Source organism: Pedobacter sp. (assembly GCF_045628745.1).
In the GTDB taxonomy this organism is placed as follows: Bacteria; Bacteroidota; Bacteroidia; order Sphingobacteriales; family Sphingobacteriaceae; genus Pedobacter.
Map to the genome: position 1 here is coordinate 1 of NZ_JAZQPU010000174.1, position 16,787 is coordinate 16,787.

16 protein-coding genes are annotated in these 16,787 nt (G+C 37.3%); 10 read left to right on the top strand and 6 right to left on the bottom strand.

Annotation, left to right across the window (positions count from 1 at the left end):
* Positions 1–77 precede the first annotated feature (77 nt).
* The 3 genes from ACR2F7_RS06875 (at position 78) to ACR2F7_RS06885 (ending at position 2,632) form a co-directional block, all read left to right on the top strand.
* Positions 78–713 (top strand): HAD family hydrolase, encoded by a 636-nt coding sequence (locus ACR2F7_RS06875; protein WP_432712843.1) that lies wholly within the window; start codon positions 78–80, stop codon positions 711–713.
* A 2-nt stretch (positions 714–715) separates the two neighbouring features.
* The gene (locus ACR2F7_RS06880; protein WP_432712844.1) at positions 716–1,045 is read left to right on the top strand and encodes an Mpo1-like protein; all 330 of its coding nucleotides are present in this window, start codon (positions 716–718) and stop codon (positions 1,043–1,045) included.
* Between the two features lie 81 nt (positions 1,046–1,126).
* Positions 1,127–2,632, top strand: coding sequence for a catalase (locus ACR2F7_RS06885; RefSeq protein WP_432712845.1), 1,506 nt, complete (start codon positions 1,127–1,129; stop codon positions 2,630–2,632).
* Between the two features lie 77 nt (positions 2,633–2,709).
* Here ACR2F7_RS06885 and ACR2F7_RS06890 read toward each other — a convergent pair whose 3' ends face one another.
* Positions 2,710–3,894 carry a proline dehydrogenase family protein gene (locus ACR2F7_RS06890; protein WP_432712846.1) on the bottom strand — a complete coding sequence of 395 codons (1,185 nt, stop codon included), beginning with the start codon at positions 3,892–3,894 and terminating at the stop codon, positions 2,710–2,712.
* A gap of 104 nt (positions 3,895–3,998) precedes the next feature.
* Between ACR2F7_RS06890 and ACR2F7_RS06895 the strand changes: the two genes are divergently transcribed.
* The 6 genes from ACR2F7_RS06895 (at position 3,999) to aroC (ending at position 10,100) form a co-directional block, all read left to right on the top strand.
* Positions 3,999–4,205, top strand: coding sequence for an RNA-binding S4 domain-containing protein (locus ACR2F7_RS06895; RefSeq protein ID WP_432712847.1), 207 nt, complete (start codon positions 3,999–4,001; stop codon positions 4,203–4,205).
* Entirely contained in the window at positions 4,205–5,272 is a 1,068-nt protein-coding gene (aroB, locus tag ACR2F7_RS06900; RefSeq protein WP_432712848.1) for a 3-dehydroquinate synthase, read from the top strand. The genes ACR2F7_RS06895 and aroB overlap by 1 nt, the downstream gene beginning before the upstream one ends.
* A 293-nt stretch (positions 5,273–5,565) precedes the next feature.
* A complete protein-coding gene (locus ACR2F7_RS06905) occupies positions 5,566–6,396 on the top strand; it encodes a prephenate dehydratase (protein WP_432712849.1) in 831 nt (276 codons plus the stop codon).
* Between the two features lie 35 nt (positions 6,397–6,431).
* Complete coding sequence (locus ACR2F7_RS06910; protein WP_432712850.1) at positions 6,432–7,559, top strand: chorismate mutase; 1,128 nt, start codon at positions 6,432–6,434, stop codon at positions 7,557–7,559.
* A gap of 160 nt (positions 7,560–7,719) precedes the next feature.
* The gene (gene aroA, locus ACR2F7_RS06915) at positions 7,720–8,976 is read left to right on the top strand and encodes a 3-phosphoshikimate 1-carboxyvinyltransferase (protein ID WP_432712851.1); all 1,257 of its coding nucleotides are present in this window, start codon (positions 7,720–7,722) and stop codon (positions 8,974–8,976) included.
* 32 nt (positions 8,977–9,008) lie between these two features.
* Entirely contained in the window at positions 9,009–10,100 is a 1,092-nt protein-coding gene (gene aroC, locus ACR2F7_RS06920) for a chorismate synthase (RefSeq protein ID WP_432712852.1), read from the top strand.
* Positions 10,101–10,436: 336 nt separating this feature from the next.
* Here the strand turns inward: aroC and ACR2F7_RS06925 are convergent, their stop codons facing one another.
* The 3 genes from ACR2F7_RS06925 to ACR2F7_RS06935 all read right to left on the bottom strand — a co-directional run bounded on the left by ACR2F7_RS06925 (position 10,437) and on the right by ACR2F7_RS06935 (position 12,755).
* On the bottom strand, positions 10,437–11,351 hold the full coding sequence (locus ACR2F7_RS06925; RefSeq protein ID WP_432712853.1) for a helix-turn-helix domain-containing protein: 915 nt from the start codon (positions 11,349–11,351) through the stop codon (positions 10,437–10,439).
* Between the two features lie 31 nt (positions 11,352–11,382).
* Positions 11,383–12,120 carry an SDR family oxidoreductase gene (locus ACR2F7_RS06930; RefSeq protein ID WP_432712854.1) on the bottom strand — a complete coding sequence of 246 codons (738 nt, stop codon included), beginning with the start codon at positions 12,118–12,120 and terminating at the stop codon, positions 11,383–11,385.
* Between the two features lie 221 nt (positions 12,121–12,341).
* A complete protein-coding gene (locus ACR2F7_RS06935; RefSeq protein ID WP_432712855.1) occupies positions 12,342–12,755 on the bottom strand; it encodes an SRPBCC family protein in 414 nt (137 codons plus the stop codon).
* Positions 12,756–13,293: 538 nt separating this feature from the next.
* Between ACR2F7_RS06935 and ACR2F7_RS06940 the strand changes: the two genes are divergently transcribed.
* Positions 13,294–13,482: a hypothetical protein gene (locus tag ACR2F7_RS06940; protein WP_432712856.1), complete on the top strand. Its 189-nt coding sequence runs from the start codon at positions 13,294–13,296 to the stop codon at positions 13,480–13,482.
* 584 nt (positions 13,483–14,066) lie between these two features.
* Here ACR2F7_RS06940 and ACR2F7_RS06945 read toward each other — a convergent pair.
* Positions 14,067–15,377, bottom strand: coding sequence for a hypothetical protein (locus ACR2F7_RS06945; protein WP_432712857.1), 1,311 nt, complete (start codon positions 15,375–15,377; stop codon positions 14,067–14,069).
* 48 nt (positions 15,378–15,425) lie between these two features.
* Positions 15,426–16,115 (bottom strand): hypothetical protein, encoded by a 690-nt coding sequence (locus tag ACR2F7_RS06950; protein WP_432712858.1) that lies wholly within the window; start codon positions 16,113–16,115, stop codon positions 15,426–15,428.
* Positions 16,116–16,787 lie beyond the last annotated feature (672 nt).

The window sequence follows — 16,787 nt, forward strand, 5'->3', positions numbered from 1 at the left end:
TGCCCTATCAAAAGCCTTACTGTTTGATTTTACCGCCTTAATGTTTCATATTTACACCAATTTTTAAAACCATCTTCATGCAAAACATCAAAAACATCATATTCGACTACGGTAACGTCATCTTTGAGATCGATTTTTTGAAAGCACAACAGGCTTTTCAAAAACTAGGCATCACCAACGTAGATGAATTTTTCGCCCATAAAGGTCACCATAGCCTATTTAATGATTTTGAAACAGCCACCATCAGCCCTGCTCAATTTAGAGCTGGAATTCGTGAAGCTGCAAAAAATGAAGCCTTAAGTGATGAAGAAATTGATGCTGCCTGGAATAGCTTATTGATTGGCGTACCTGCAAATGTTCACAATTTACTCTTGAAAGTAAAAGATAAATACCGTACCTTTTTATTGAGCAACAGCAATGAAATCCATTATATCTATATCATGGACTATTTGAAAAAAGAGTACCAAATGGAAAGTATAGATCACCTGTTTGAGAAAGCTTATTTCTCCCAGCACATGTTTCTTAGAAAACCACATATTGAGATTTTTGAGCAAGTATTGAAAGAAAACAACCTTAATGCTAAGGAAACCCTTTTTATAGACGATAGTCCACAACATTTGGAAGGCGCAAAACTAGCAGGATTGAATACTCTTTTGATGGATAAAAATCCTAAAGATCTTGAGGGCTTTTTACAACAGCACCATATTATATAAGCATGACTGAACAAAAATTCAAAACCCTAAAAGAATTTTATCCCTTTTACTTATCGGAACACCGTAACCTTACCAGTCGCATTTTACATTTTATAGGCACTGGCTTAGTGGTGTTGCTGTTTATTACGGCAATGCTTTTTCATAATTTCCAGTTTCTCATTGCCATCCCTTTCGTGGGTTATGGCTTCGCCTGGGTGGGTCATTATTTCTTTGAGAAAAATAAACCAGCAACATTTAAATATCCCCTGTTTAGCCTGGCTAGTGATTTCATTCTTTTCTGGGATTTACTCTCTGGTAAACAACCTTTTAACTCAAATGATCATTCCTCATAGAATTTCTCTATATAAGTATAGAAATTAACCATTTGTTTGCACTTCAGTTATTCTCTACATTTATCAAAAGAAATTTTGATCATGGAAGAGAATAACAACCTTAATAGAAAATTAACTACCGCCTCAGGCAGACCTTATGCTGAACATGAAAACACCCAATCTGTGGGCAGCAGAGGTCCTTTACTTTTGCAGGATTTCATTTTACACGAAAAAATGGCACATTTCAACAGGGAACGTATCCCTGAACGTGTGGTCCATGCAAAGGGTACTGGAGCTTATGGTACTTTTAAAGTAACCCATGATATCACAGCCTATACTAAAGCTAAAATATTTTCTGCCATTGGCAATACCTGTAAAGTATTTCTACGTTTCTCTACCGTAGGTGGTGAAAAAGGAAGTGCGGATACAGAAAGAGATCCCCGCGGATTTGCGGTTAAATTTTACACCGAAGACGGAAACTGGGACATCGTAGGTAATAATACGCCGGTTTTCTTTGTGAAAGACCCAAAGAAATTCAGCGACTTTATCCATACTCAAAAACGTGACCCACGAACAAACCTGAAAAGTGCAAATATGATGTGGGACTTCTGGTCATTAAATCCGGAAAGTTTACACCAGGTGATGATCTTAATGTCAGACAGAGGTACCCCTTTTTCTTACCGTCATATGGATGGTTTTGGTAGTCATACTTACTCTTTCATTGATAAAGATAACCAAAGAGTATGGGTTAAATTCCACTTTAAAACACAACAGGGCATCAAAAACTTCACAGCCCCAGAAGCTGATCAAATGCGTACCACAGACATGGACCACGCACAAAGAGATTTAGTAGATGCTATTGATAGTGGTGATTTCCCTAAATGGACTTTAAAAATCCAGGTAATGACCGAAGCAGAAGCTAAAACCTTCAGGTGGAATCCATTTGATTTAACCAAAGTTTGGCCTCATGCGGAATTCCCTTTAATTGAAGTAGGTGAACTAGAACTGAACGAATTACCAAGAAATTACTTTGCTCATGTTGAACAAGCTGCTTTTGCACCTTCAAACTTAATTGATGGTGTAGGCTTTTCGCCAGACAGAATGCTTCAAGGACGTATTCTTTCTTATGCTGATGCACAAAGACATCGTTTGGGCGTAAATTTCCAACAAATCCCGGTAAATACTTGTCCTTTTATGGTCAATAACTTTCACCGTGATGGGCAAATGCGTGTAGACGGCAATGGTGAGGATCATCCAAACTACTACCCTAATAGTTATGGAGATATTGCTCCAGACATGAGTTATAAAGAACCTGCACAAGAACTAGATTCTAATGTTGCTGATTGGTACAACAGAAATGAAGGCCCTGGTGACAATGATCATTATACACAAGCAGGTGATCTTTACAGAAAAGCTTTAAGTCCTCAAGACCGCATCAATTTAGTAAATAATATTGTAGGTGCAATGAGTGGTATTAATGGTCCTAAAAGAGATAAAATTGTTAATTTACAATTATGTCACTTCTTTAGAGCTGATATCCAATTGGGGATGGCTGTAGCTAAAGGATTGAATGTTGATGTAGAACAAGCCATGGCAACACCACATTAATAAATTTTGTTATATGCTAAAAAGGGTCGATGTGAAATTTCCCATCGACCCTTTTTTATGATAGGCAGTAAAAAGATTTATGCTTTTCTACGCGCCTTTTCTTTCTCAATCAGCTTCAGCTCTCTGCTGGTCTGGCCTGCAATAGAAGTATTTTCCTGTGCTCTTCTGAACAAATATGGCAAAACAGCTTTAACAGGGCCATAAGGTACATATTTGGCCACATTATAATTGGCATCAGAAAGGTTAAAACTTAAATTATCACTCATCCCTAATAACTGTGCAAAATACACATGTGGGTGGCTGTGTGAAATTCCATATTGATCAAGCAATTTGGCTAAAAGTTCACAGCTTTGTTCATTGTGCGTACCAGCCACAAAACCAATTTCATTGATATTCTCTACGCAATATTGCAGCGAAGCATTGTAGTCCTTATCTGAAGAAAGTTTATCAGGTTGTATTGGTGATGGATAACCCATTTCTGCAGCTCTTTTTCTTTCTTTTTCCATGTAAGCACCTCTTACCATTTTAACGCCCAGGATAAAACCCAACTCTTTGGCAATTAAATGGTCTGCTTTCATATCTGCCAGTTTATCATGGCGATACATTTGGTAAGTATTATAAACCAGCAGTTTTTCGCGGTTAAACAAACGCATCATGTCAAGGGCAAGCTCATCAATGGTTTCCTGAATCCAGCTTTCTTCGGCATCGATCATGATAGGCACGTTTTTTTCATAAGCTGTGCGACAAATTCGCTCACAACGACGTTTCACTTTTTCAAATTCGGCTGTTTCCTTTTCTGTCAGCTCCTGTTTGGCATCTAACTTTTCAAGCAAAGCAAAACGGCCAATACCTGTAATTTTAAATACCGTAATTGGAACACGAGGATCGCCTTCTGCTCTATCTATTGTACGGATAATTTCTGCACAGGTAAAATCAAAAACGTGCTCCTCTTCTTCTCCCTCAACAGAATAATCAAGGATGGTACCTACTTTACCTGCAGCTAAAGTTTTAATGGTATGCTCACATTCTGCGATGGTTTCGCCACCACAAAACTGTTTAAAGATGGTCGCTTTGATGACTGATTTTAAGGGCAAACCGATATTCATAAAAAAGTTGGTAACCGGTGGGCCTATTTTAACAAGAAAATTACTGTTGATTACTTTATAGAGATAATAGGCACTATTAAGGTCAGCATTTGATTTATTTTGAAACGCTATTTCCGTGTTTTCAAAATTCAATCTTTTTCTGGGGGAAATTTCCATTTGTAGATATTTGTGTGTGTTGTAGCTGCAAAAATAGAAATTCCATAGTTATACCTTTGTAAAAAGAGTCGGTTTTTATTTTAAAATTGTAAATTTGCTCCACAATGATAGAATTTAAACTAGAAGGCGAATTTATCCCCTTAATCCAACTCTTAAAAGCTACTGCACTTGTACAAAGTGGCGGCGAAGCACAAACCGTTGTAGAAGATGGTTTGGTGAAGTACAATGGTAAAGTAGATCATCGCAAACGGTTGAAAGTTCGCGTTGGAGATGTAATTGACTTTATGGGCAACTCAATAAAGGTGATTTAATGGCAAATTTAGAAAGTGCCGGCACGACCATTTATTTTGAAACCAGCCTTGCGCCTTTAATGGAAATTATTGAGCAAGGTAAATACAGTAAAGTATTTGTTTTCACGGATGGCAATACCTCAGAAATTTGCTTGCCTGTTTTCAGGTCTTTATTAGCTGATTTTAGTGAGTTCGACCTGATTGAAACTGACCCTGGAGAAGAGAATAAAAACATCGATTTCTGTATCGGTATCTGGAAAACTTTGCTGGATTTCGAAGCCGACAGAAAATGCCTGATGATTAATTTAGGTGGTGGCGTTATTACCGATATGGGTGGTTTTGTTGCCTCTACTTATAAACGTGGCATCGACTTTATCAATATTCCTACTACGCTGCTTTCTCAAGTGGATGCCTCCGTAGGCGGCAAAACAGGGATCGACATTGACAATATCAAAAACATGGTAGGCACCTTTACCTTACCTAAAGCTGTATTTATTGAAAGTGAATTTCTCAAGACCCTGCCAGAAAGAGAATTGCTGTCGGGCTTTGCTGAAATGATTAAACATGGCTTAATTGCAGATGCTGCTTATTACCAATCTTTAAAAACCAGCGATTACCGCAATCTTGATCCTGCAGCGGTTTTCCGTTCTGTAGAAATCAAAAATCAGGTCGTTACTGAAGATCCACAGGAACAAAATATACGTAAGATTTTAAACTTCGGACATACCATTGGTCATGCTGTAGAGAGTTATGCCTTAAACAGCCGTTCAAAAACACTGACCCATGGTGAGGCTATTGCCATAGGAATGGTTTGTGAAGCTTTTCTTTCTCATCGCTACTGTAACCTGAGCACTGAAGAATTAGCAGACATCACAGCTTATTTCTGCAGCTTATACCCTGCTTATACCATTGAACCAGCAAGCTTTGATGCTTTGTTGAAATTAATGCAGAGTGATAAAAAGAATGAACACGGACAAATCCTTTTTTCATTGTTAGAACGTATTGGCCATTGCGAATACAACTGCAAAGTGACTGAAAAGGACATCCTGGAAAGCCTTAATTATTATAACGAAAGCTATAATAAATAACAAAAGAGCTTTATATTTTGCCTGACTACATAAGTCCATCTGTATTCGGTAAATAATTTTTTTAAATTAAATACGGACAAATAAAATTTTGTTTGTACATTTGACCCAACAACTAAAAAAAATTCGTAGTTTCGGCTGCAGCAACAATAAAAGAATGAGAAATATTACTACATATTGGTTTGGTTACTTTTACTATTTTAGTGAGAGCCGGGACTAATATGCATTTAAAATAAAACGTAAAGTATATTAAAAGTCCCGGCTAACACCGGGACTTTTTTTGTTTAAAATTAAAAATGGAAAAAGCAACAAGGGTAGCAATACAAGGTATTAAGGCATCGTTCCACGAGGAGGCTGCATTTAAATTTTTTGGTAAAGACATCGAAACTATAGAATGTAACTCCTTTAAAGAAACATGTGAAGTTTTAGAAAAGAATGGTGCAGACTTTGTTGTCATGGCCATTGAAAACTCTATAGCCGGCAGCCTGCTTCCCAACTACACTTTAATCCGCGATTATAATTTCGCTATTGCCGGTGAAGTGTACCTGCCTATTCAATTACACCTGATGGCTTTGCCGGGTGTAAAATTTGAAGACATCAAATTCGTTACCTCCCACCCTATTGCTATCCGTCAGTGTATTGATTTTTTTGACCAATACCCTCACCTTAAAGTAGTTGAAAGTGTAGATACTGCAGCCTGTGCAAAAAAGATCAGTGATGAACAATTGACAGACACCGTTGCTATAGCTAATTTACTAGCGGCAGAATTATATGGCTTAAACATCATTGAGCGCAGAATTGAATCTAACAAAAAAAACTTCACCAGGTTTCTGATTCTTAAAAAAGACAAAACCGAGGAAGTGCATGTTAACAAAGCTTCCATCTGTTTCCAGGTCAGCAATCACGTTGGTGCCCTAGCTAAAGTGTTGAACATCTTTGCAGAAAACAACGTTAACCTTACCAAAATACAATCTATGCCAGTTCTTGGAAAGAGAAATGAATATTATTTCTACGTAGACCTAGAATGGAAGAACCTCGAAAGTTACGACACCGTGGTTCGCAAGACTTTAAAGTACACCGTCAACTTCAATATCATGGGCGAGTACGTTAAAAACGACAAAGTATAAAAATAAAATATTAACCATAAATCCCCCCCTACACAATGAAATTAAATTTAAACATTCAGCCATTGAGCAGCTGGATAAACCTAAAGAACGAACCTTTAATCATCTCTGGTCCTTGTAGTGCAGAAACTGAAGAGCAATTATTAGCCACTGCACACTTACTTGCGGCAACAGGAAAAGTATCTGTTTTAAGAGCAGGAATCTGGAAGCCACGCACTCGCCCAGGAGAATTTGAAGGCATTGGAAGTATTGGATTAGAATGGCTTAATAAAGCAAAACAAGAAACAGGCTTACCTACAGCAGTTGAAGTAGCAACAGCAAAACATGTGGAAGAAGCTTTAGCAGCAGGTGTAGATATCCTTTGGATAGGTGCAAGATCCACCGCGAACCCTTTTACAGTACAGGAAATTGCTGATGCTTTAAGAGGTGTTGACATCCCGGTATTGGTTAAAAATCCTGTTAACCCAGATTTATCACTATGGGTTGGTGCCTTAGAAAGAATTAACAATGCAGGTATCACAAAATTAGGTGCTATCCACAGAGGTTTCTCCTCATACGAGAAAAGCTCATTCAGAAATGAACCAATGTGGGAACTTGCTATACAATTGAAAACTCTTTGTCCTGAATTACCTATCATTAATGACCCAAGTCACATTTGTGGTAACCGTGAATTGATACCATACATTTCTCAAAAAGCATTAGACTTAGACATGCAGGGATTGATGATCGAATCGCATATCGATCCTTCAGTAGCCTGGACTGATGCTAAACAACAAGTTACGCCAGCTGCTTTATCTGAATTAGTAGACAGATTTAGCTTGCGTAAACCAGAGTCTAAAAATGAAGACTTTGTAGATAAATTAGCGGAGTTGAGGAAACAAATTGACAAGATCGATGACTTGATGATCCAGAAATTGGGTGAGCGTATGGCTATCATTGAGAAAATCGGTGAATATAAAAGAGATAACAACGTTACTATTTTACAGGTTAACCGTTGGGAAGAGATCATCAACAAAAGATCTGCATTTGCTAAAGCCATGAAATTGGAGCCAGCTTTTACAGAGAAGTTCTTAGAATTGATCCATACAGAATCAATCAGAAAACAAACTGAGATCATGAATCTTGCAGACCAGACTGAAGATGCTGCATCCGCTGCGGCTCATTAATCGAGCTTCAAATTTAACAGGGATGAAAATCATTGAACCACATGATTTTCATCCCTAATAAAATAATACACACGAACGAATTCATGATGAGCAAATGCGCTAAGAAGCAATGCATATTTGATATAATGGCTTTCTTACCGTTAAAACCCCAAAATACTAAATGAAAACAAACGCAATTGTATCTTTCCCCAAGCAAAATGAGATCAATGCTGAAATCAACCTTACCGGGTCAAAAAGTGAAAGTAACAGGGCATTAATTATTGCCGCACTGAGCAATGGACTAGTTAAAGTTGAGAATTTATCAGATGCTGATGATACGGTTGTCTTAAATAAAATCTTAAAACAGTTAGCAAACAGAGCTGATAATGTTCAGCAAATCGATGTTGGTCATGCAGGCACGGCTATGCGTTTTTTAACTGCCTACCTGAGCACAATAAAGGGTTTGTTTTTACTAACAGGTTCTAAAAGGATGAAAGAGCGTCCTATTAAGTTATTGGTGGATGCTTTAAAAAGTATTGGAGCTGAGATTGATTACCAGGCTGCTGATGGTTACCCCCCGCTGATGATTAAAGGTGGATTAACACAGGCGAGTAAACAAGTTAAAATAAAGGGCAATGTAAGCAGTCAGTATCTTTCTGCCTTACTCATCATTGCACCAAGTCTACCCTACGGTTTATCCCTGGAAATTGAGGGCCCCCTTACCTCAAGACCCTATGTTGAGATGACTTTAACGATGCTGGAAGAAACAGGCATTAAATACAAATGGCTGGAGAACATCATCTCTATTGCACCACAAGCGGCTGTTGAAAGCAAACTTATTGTAGAACCAGACTGGAGCGCTGCCTCTTACTGGTACAGCATTGTTTGTTTAGCTGAAAAAGCGAGCATTAGCCTGACTAACCTTAAAGAAAAAAGCTTACAGGGCGACAGCAGGATTCAAGAAATTATGCAACAATTGGGCGTTCAAACTGACCGCACTATAAATGGCATACAATTAAATCCTAGCGCTGCAAACAATATACAACAGGAGGTTTTAAATTTAAAAGATTGTCCTGATTTAGCACAAACTATTATTGTAGCTGCTGCAGCGAAAGGTTTAAACCTCGCTTTTACAGGTTTGGAGACTTTGAAAATTAAAGAAACCAACCGTGTTTTAGCGCTGCAAAATGAATTGGCTAAAATAGGTGTAACGTTAAGTGAAGCGCAGGAAGTTTACACTTTGAACTGTGACAACCTTAATTTCCCCGACAAGGTATTGATCAACACTTATGATGACCACAGAATGGCGATGGCCTTTGCGCCCCTCAGTCTGTTGATTCCGGAGGTTGAAATTGAAGACCTGCACGTTGTAGAAAAATCATATCCAGACTTCTGGAATGATTTACAAAAGGCAGGTTTTGTAGTAAAAGAAATTTAACTTGTATAATACCTATACTTTAACATAAAAATATGGCTGGAAATACATTTGGGCAATTGTTTAAAATTACCACTTTCGGAGAATCCCATGGTCCTGCCATTGGGGTGATCATCGATGGTTGTCCATCGCAATTACCGATAGACCTTGAATATATTCAATCAGAATTAGCGAAAAGAAAACCTGGTCAGTCGCGCATTACCACACAAAGAAAAGAAAGCGATACTGTACAAGTGCTTTCGGGAATCTTTGAAGGAAAAAGCACCGGTACGCCAATTTCCTTATTGATCCCGAACGAGGACCACCGTTCAAAAGATTATGAGCACAATAAAGATGTTTACCGCCCATCGCATGCTGATTATACTTATGATGCCAAATATGGCATCAGGGATCACCGTGGTGGTGGCCGATCATCTGCACGTGAAACAGCTGCCAGGGTTGCCGCAGGTGCAATAGCTAAACTATTGCTGAAAGCACATGGCATAGAAATATTTGCCCATGTTTCGGCAGTGGGAAAAATTAATGCGCCAAATCTTGAAGACCTGAGCATAGGCGAACTTTTGGCCTTAAGAGAAGACAACATCGTAAGGTGTGCAGATCCTGCCACAGCAAAACAGATGATTGAGTGCATTGATGAAATCAGGAAAGATGGTGACACCATTGGTGGGAAGATCAGCTGTATGATTCAGAATTGCCCTGCTGGTTTAGGCGAGCCTGTTTTTGATAAACTCCATGCAGATTTAGGCAAAGCGATGCTGAGCATTAATGCTGTGCATGGTTTTGAATATGGCTCTGGCTTTACGGGTAGTGAAATGAAAGGATCTGAACATAACGACATCTTTTTGCCTACAGCAGCTGCACCAAAAACCTTAACAAATTACTCAGGAGGTATTCAAGGTGGCATTTCTAACGGAATGGAAATTAACTTTACTGTTGCTTTTAAACCTGTAGCTACCATAATGCATAACCAGCAAACGGTTAATGCAGCTGGTGAAGCCGCAGAAATTAAAGGTAAAGGCAGACATGATCCATGTGTGGTACCACGAGCTGTAGTTATTGTGGAAGCAATGGCTGCATTGGTATTGGCAGATCAATTGCTGAGAAGCAAAACGAATAAGCTGGATTAAAATTAGGTTGTTATACCAGGCAGTTAATAAAAAAAAAAGAGCCTGTATCATAAATAGTTTTTGGTATTAAGTTGCCAAATAACTTTTAAAGCAGTCTTCACTTAATTAAAAAACGGCAGTTTTCAACTCGAAAATTGCCGTTTTTAATTGCTTTTGATTCTCGAAAGAGAACGTTCGAGATTACATTCTTTCAGCGAATTCTAAGTATAATTTATGATACAACCTCTTTCTTTTAACTGGGAATATACGATGCTGGATGTATGGAATTTACATGAAGTAAATCCCTTACCATGATAAAAATTTAAACCTTATAAAGGAATTGACCCACCTATTTTCTTAATTAAACGATTGCCTGAATGCCAATGGTGTAGTCTTTGTTTTTATTTTAAACAAGCGACTGAAAGATTGCGGATACTCAAACCCTAATTGATAAGCTATCTGAGAAACAGACAAATTTGATGTTGATAATATTTCTTTAGCTTTTTCAACAAGCTTATGGTGTATCAAATGTTGTGCATTCTGACCGGTTAAGGAACGCAGCATATCGCTTAAATAACTTGGTGATAAATTCGTTTGATCGGCCAGGTATTGAACCGTGGGAATACCATATTTAAGTGAAGTCTCCTTATCAAAATAACTGTTCAGAATATCTTCTACCTTTTGTAGCAAGTCGTTGTTAACAGCCTTGCGCGTAATAAACTGACGTTTGTAAAAGCGGTTGCTATAGGTGAGTAATAAATCTATCTGCGATACGATGACATCCTGACTAAAATCGTCTATCCTACTTTTCAATTCATCATCGATCACCTTCAATAAAGCGATAATCACCTCCCTTTCCTTATCTGACAAATGGAGCGCTTCATTGGCAGCATAAGAGAAAAAACCATATTGCCGGATTGTTTTCGTTAAAGGGTAAGAAAAGAGAAAATCTGAATGGACGAGCAATATATAGCCGGAATGACTACTACCATTAGGGCTTTCAAAAACCTGGTTCGGCGAGGTAAAAACTAAACCACCTTCGCCAAAATCATAATAATGTTGTCCATATTTAGCTCTCCCACAGAGGCTTGTTTTAAAGGATATTTTGAAAAAGTTGAGTACAATTGAACTGGGTAAATCAGCTGGATTGTACTTCATATCATTGATATCAATTAGACTCACTAAAGGATGAACGGGCTTTGGAAGTCCAAACATCTGGTGAAAGTCCGTTAATGATTCAAACTTATAAGGCAACATCTCTTCCTTTTTCATGATACAAATTTACAATAAGTTGTGCTGAATGCTACCATGGTGTTTCTCCTGTTACAGGATTGTACTCTTCGGCAATAAAATGACCAGTCGGACCGTCGTTATTAATCATCGCATATTTAGCAATACGCGCACCCCCCTCCTGCACAGTACCAGTTCCACGGTGACTGTTAAAATCCGTCGCAATAAATCCAGGGCAAACAGCATTCACTTTAAATGGTGTATCTCTAAGTTCGTAAGCGAGATTTATGGTATACATGTTTAATGCCGCTTTTGATGAAGGATAAAGCGCAGCCTTATGGCTATAGTATTTCCATGAAGGGTCACTGTGTAAGGTCAGCGAACTTCCACTTGAGGATACATTTACAATCCTGGGCTCTATTGATTGACGAAGCAGATCTATAAATGCCTGTGTAACTCTAACTACACCGTATAAATTAGTATCAAAGACTTTTTTATATTGTTCAATACTGGACGCTAAGGCAGCTTGCGGAAAACCGCCATTAATACCGGCATTGTTGATCAATATGTCAAGTGTTTCCGTTTTATTACCTATTGTTGTGCGAGCTGCCTGTACCGAATCTGGATCTGTAACATCCAAATGTACAGCTTCTGCATTGACCAGGCCTTCGGACTTTAACTGCTCAACCGCAGCTTCTCCATTTTCACGGTTACGGCTGCCGATAAAAACGTAATATCCATTTTTCAATAATTGGCGAGCCGTTTCAAATCCTATGCCTTTATTGGCACCTGTTATTAATACCTTTTTCATAACTAAATTACTTATGTTTTTGTTATTTCAAAGGTGGGCTGAATATCAAAAACAGGCTTAACCTATTCGAGGGTTTTCATAACAAAAATGAGGGTGATCTTGACATGAGAGCTATGTATAACGTTTGGAGAATACACTTGTTTAAATCTTTATTCAAGATCATAGTTCACAGCCTATGTGATGACATATGATCTTCAAAAAAGCATGTATGGAGGTTTAAATTACTTGAGATGGTCTTTAAGGTTACTGCCAAGGATCTGTTTCCATCCGTCTTCAAATCTTTTTCTAGCAAAATGTGGGTCAGCAGGAAAACTTGAAAGTCCGGTATGTGTGAGTTTTAACTTGGTTTTCTCACCTTCTTCAAATAAGCCAAAAGTAACTTCTGAACTCCCCGGGTAGCCTTTATAAATCCAACTATGTGCTAACAAGTGACCTTCTTCAATTTTGGTAACGCGCCATTCTTTTTGATAAGTCGATCCATCGTTAGAAAACACAAACTCAAAACCAACAACTGGCTTGAATTTAATTAACTGAGGAAAATACCAGGCTCTCATTTTATTTTCATCAGTAAGTGCCTGCCACACCTTTTCTATTGGAGCATCATAGACTTGTTCAAATTCGAAAGGAGTTACCATATTGTTATCAATTATTTTGATGGGATGATTTTTATAAAGCAAGTTATATAGCAAGGGGGGATTTTGTTAAAAATCTAATTTAGTAAATTATACTATACTATATATTGCCATTGATACTTCATGGTTTACACAGTATTTACAACTGCGCTGCTTAATATCGAATTTCTTATATAAAAGAACGCTGAAAAACTTGAAGGACTTAATAGCTTCGTAATTATTATTTTTATCACGTATCCAATTGCAGGATACTTTTATTTTGAATAGACGCATATATGCGATATTTAGTCAAAAACAAACTATTTCTAGATGGATAGAGATGAATCTAACAGTAACAAGAATAATGGATGGCAAAACGCTACATAATAATTAAACGACATAATGAAATTCTCTATTTTGAGACTTTTTAACGGCTGGACTTTTGAGTTTACTGTTACTGCAGACATTCGAATTCCATTGAGTTTACTCAATAATTACTTTCGGTGCAAGTATGTTTGGTTTTATTTACGCTTTCTCTGAATGGCGACTTTTCCGATACATAATGACAGTTTTGTTTTCAATGGCCGATGGGTTTACAGCTTACTTCTATGGACGAGCTATTGATAAAGAGACATTTACAGCAGGAGTTGTATTTGCTTTTATTGTTTACTTATTAAGCTTAATTGCGCATAAAGACCACTTCGACTTCTTAAGAAATGCCAAATTGGTAGAAAACGAAAAACATAATTAATGAAATGAAGAAAAATACTTTACATTATATCGTCCTGACGCTAGGGACAATTATGTTTTCACTTTTTATTTTGAGCTGCGTTTTGATCTGCTTGTGCTTCTAGGAATTTTTTCATGTATTCCGATAGGATGGCCGCAAACCATTGCTTGAAGAAACACAAAAATTAAAAAACTTTGGCCTTATCGAAAAAAGGGAGGGTTACAAAGTTATTCGTTGATGTTCCAACAAAAACTTATAGTGATGGGAATCGCTGTTTGATCGACCTAAAATAACATATTCACTCCGAATAATATCACCGTAAAGGCATGGTACATTCATGCTCTACCAGAAACAGAAAAACCGCAATGTGCGGTTTTATAGTAGGTCTATTAAAATTTTAGAACTTACTTATATCGGGCTGGTATTTTTGGTTAGTCTTGGATAAGGTCAGGATGCGTAACAGCAAGTACTTTCAACACCCTCACATCAATCATCATCTGCTTTACTTCTGTCATTTACACATCCGGCTTTCCCAGAGAAAAAACATTACCTGACATTATCAAAATGTAATGCTTAGAACTTTGAAAAGTTCTTACAACATCAGCTTATTCTTTATCCGACACAAAGATACACTGATCGACAAAGTCACGAAAGAATCCTGTTCTAACAGGTTCATCGCTATTTTTAACCATTTCTACTACATTGCTAAAATCCTCTGGAGGTAGAATTGGCAGGTATTTATTTGAGTAAAAATACTCCAGTTTATCTGTCGCAAAATCATACTCTATGTAATAGAGTTGCGGTAACTTCTTATTTTTAGCAATCACCAACTGACATGGTTCCATGTTGAATAGCTGGATGACCATTAGTATGTAACCATTGACTTCATAAATAAATATTTTGTGTCGATTTATACTATCAGTAGATATCACAGGAAATCCTTTTTGATTAACATCCAATTCCACATACTGAATCCAACCAGCAAGAGTAAATCTTCTTATACGATATCCATGTTGATTGTCATAGGATATGATTTGATCATCGTATTTCTTATCATTAAAAATGTCTTTTTTAAATGAATCAAATACTGAATCGAAACAAAAATCTGGAGTTTCTATAATACTCAAAAACTCGAATCCTATTTTTGCACATAATTTATGATACCTTTTAACTGACCATCGGTAATTGATGTGCACAGCTGTGAGTTGGAAGTTTTTAGGCGATCCACCTATATTTCTAGATTTTCTTACAAAACCATTACCTTCATTGATTATTTTTTGACAAAGTTTTTCTTGTTCTTGATGATTCCTACCTATAAAAATTACATTGCCTTTGTGAAGAAAAAATCTGGGATTGAATTTTCTGGGTAACCTGTCAGTAATGTAAGTTGTATAACTTTTAGTGGTTGCGGCCCGGTAGAAGATTCTGTAAACAGACTCAATATCCTCTGAAGTCATATTGTTAGTTTTATCATGGTGACAAAACATTAGCTTTCCATCTGTGGGTAGAATTAGTTGAGTACCTAACAAATCTACAACCATGTCGTGATTGACAACTATCCATTCACCAATTTTATCGTACCAAAGGAAGTTTGGAACGTTCTTTAAACTTTTTAACTGAGGGCCTGTATTTTGATTTAGCTGTTGTGCCCAAGTCACAATAGGAGAATACTTATAAAACCAATCTTCAACCTCATTTCCAAAAAAAGAATTACATGAAGAGCATACACTCTTTTTAAGATGGTTATCGACTTTATTTGTTTTAATAATCTTTTTAGATAGTATATGCGCGATATTCTTTGGATTTGCAAGTCCGCACCAAATGCAAAGGCCAGAAGGGTTCACTTCTTTTACTTCAAACTTCAGCATAGTAAACATGTATAATTTGTCCGGTTGAGAAGGTTTTTGTTTTTTCATTTTGGGAAAATAAAAAAGAGTCAATTAATAATGCTTATCCTGTCAACACTACTCAATCACGTCATTAAGGGCCTGAAATGTGCGAATTTCCTCGATAAATGTGTCTTCTACTTCATGGAAGCCGCGAGTTAAAAACAATATTGGATATTTAAACTTTGCCCTATAATAATAATCAAGTTTCTTTTCAACCAACGCCTTAGAGATACCATTTAGCGACGAGCTTTCAATTTGATCCCTGATCAACGTGAATGAACGAAGTAAATACATCATTCTCATCCCATTTACTGAGTCCTTGAACACCTTGTACATACCTTCTTCCGTAGAATGCTCTTTGAATGTGTAGCAAAATGATGAAATCGCATCATAGCCTGTTAAAATTATTTTTTCAGCCCCTTTTGTTTGTTTTGAATCAAATGAATCGTATTCCTTTTCCAACTGGTTTAGAAGTACGAAAACGATGTCCAAATCTGCCTTCATTCTTTGGTCATTGTTGGCAACCTGCAAAAAATCATTCGCTTCACGTTGAGCTGTCAGAGCTTCGAACAGTAAATACGCAGAGAATATGCCTACGATCGGACCAACAACACCACCGATTGTACTTCCAATGTTAGAAGTTTCAGTGGATGAGAGATCTAATTGTGGAATAATTGCAGGGTAGACTGCAATTAATAAGCTGAAGAAGGATATTGCAGCAAGAAAACCGAATATTACGGGCATTGATTGCTTTTTCTTATTCATTGAGGCGTTATTTAGATTAACACCTAAAGTATTAATTAATTCTCAATAATTAATCTTTATGATTATAAACATACTGCTTATCCTAAATACTGTCAATGTGGCCCTTGATATGGAGCCTAAGGAGGGCGGAAGACATCAGGCCACGTTCCCAATGTTCTTTTTATGCAGGTAAACGCGGTTTACTTAACGTGTTATGCCATGGGCTTCAAAGCTGTACTTAACCAGTGGCTTATGTACAAGCCTAGCTTTTCCTCTTAAATCAACATAGATTAGCCCCCACCCTTCTGGTAGTTCCTTTTTTTATTAAACCGGCCGGGCAGCAATAATATCGCTCAGTACCCATACCCTGCTCAGGATTTATTCTGAATGGCTTCTTTTTATCGCATAAAAATCAGAGCGACTGACTTTAACTTCAACAAGTACGGAATGAGCGCCCGAGCCAAAGCGATATACAGTTATATTTTCAAGCTGATTGCCATGGTGTAAACGTGAAATTTAATTTGGTGTTTTATTTTCTCAAACAACAAAGTTACGGATCAAGTCATAAACTTGTGGAGCAGGGGTTAAATTTCTAGCTTTGTGACTTATCATTTTACACACGATGCAAGAGAGCTACCTTCCCTTACTTAGTTTATTTCTTCCCGACTTTATTCTCGAACATTTTGAAATGAA

Excerpts from the sequence above, each read along its gene's own strand:
- ACR2F7_RS06875 (WP_432712843.1), top strand. The coding sequence starts at position 78 with ATGCAAAACATCAAAAACATCATATTCGACTACGGTAACGTCATCTTT.
- ACR2F7_RS06880 (WP_432712844.1), top strand. The coding sequence starts at position 716 with ATGACTGAACAAAAATTCAAAACCCTAAAAGAATTTTATCCCTTTTAC.
- ACR2F7_RS06885 (WP_432712845.1), top strand. The coding sequence starts at position 1,127 with ATGGAAGAGAATAACAACCTTAATAGAAAATTAACTACCGCCTCAGGC.
- ACR2F7_RS06890 (WP_432712846.1), bottom strand. The coding sequence starts at position 3,894 with ATGGAAATTTCCCCCAGAAAAAGATTGAATTTTGAAAACACGGAAATA.
- ACR2F7_RS06895 (WP_432712847.1), top strand. The coding sequence starts at position 3,999 with ATGATAGAATTTAAACTAGAAGGCGAATTTATCCCCTTAATCCAACTC.
- aroB (WP_432712848.1), top strand. The coding sequence starts at position 4,205 with ATGGCAAATTTAGAAAGTGCCGGCACGACCATTTATTTTGAAACCAGC.
- ACR2F7_RS06905 (WP_432712849.1), top strand. The coding sequence starts at position 5,566 with ATGGAAAAAGCAACAAGGGTAGCAATACAAGGTATTAAGGCATCGTTC.
- ACR2F7_RS06910 (WP_432712850.1), top strand. The coding sequence starts at position 6,432 with ATGAAATTAAATTTAAACATTCAGCCATTGAGCAGCTGGATAAACCTA.
- aroA (WP_432712851.1), top strand. The coding sequence starts at position 7,720 with ATGAAAACAAACGCAATTGTATCTTTCCCCAAGCAAAATGAGATCAAT.
- aroC (WP_432712852.1), top strand. The coding sequence starts at position 9,009 with ATGGCTGGAAATACATTTGGGCAATTGTTTAAAATTACCACTTTCGGA.
- ACR2F7_RS06925 (WP_432712853.1), bottom strand. The coding sequence starts at position 11,351 with ATGAAAAAGGAAGAGATGTTGCCTTATAAGTTTGAATCATTAACGGAC.
- ACR2F7_RS06930 (WP_432712854.1), bottom strand. The coding sequence starts at position 12,120 with ATGAAAAAGGTATTAATAACAGGTGCCAATAAAGGCATAGGATTTGAA.
- ACR2F7_RS06935 (WP_432712855.1), bottom strand. The coding sequence starts at position 12,755 with ATGGTAACTCCTTTCGAATTTGAACAAGTCTATGATGCTCCAATAGAA.
- ACR2F7_RS06940 (WP_432712856.1), top strand. The coding sequence starts at position 13,294 with ATGACAGTTTTGTTTTCAATGGCCGATGGGTTTACAGCTTACTTCTAT.
- ACR2F7_RS06945 (WP_432712857.1), bottom strand. The coding sequence starts at position 15,377 with ATGAAAAAACAAAAACCTTCTCAACCGGACAAATTATACATGTTTACT.
- ACR2F7_RS06950 (WP_432712858.1), bottom strand. The coding sequence starts at position 16,115 with ATGAATAAGAAAAAGCAATCAATGCCCGTAATATTCGGTTTTCTTGCT.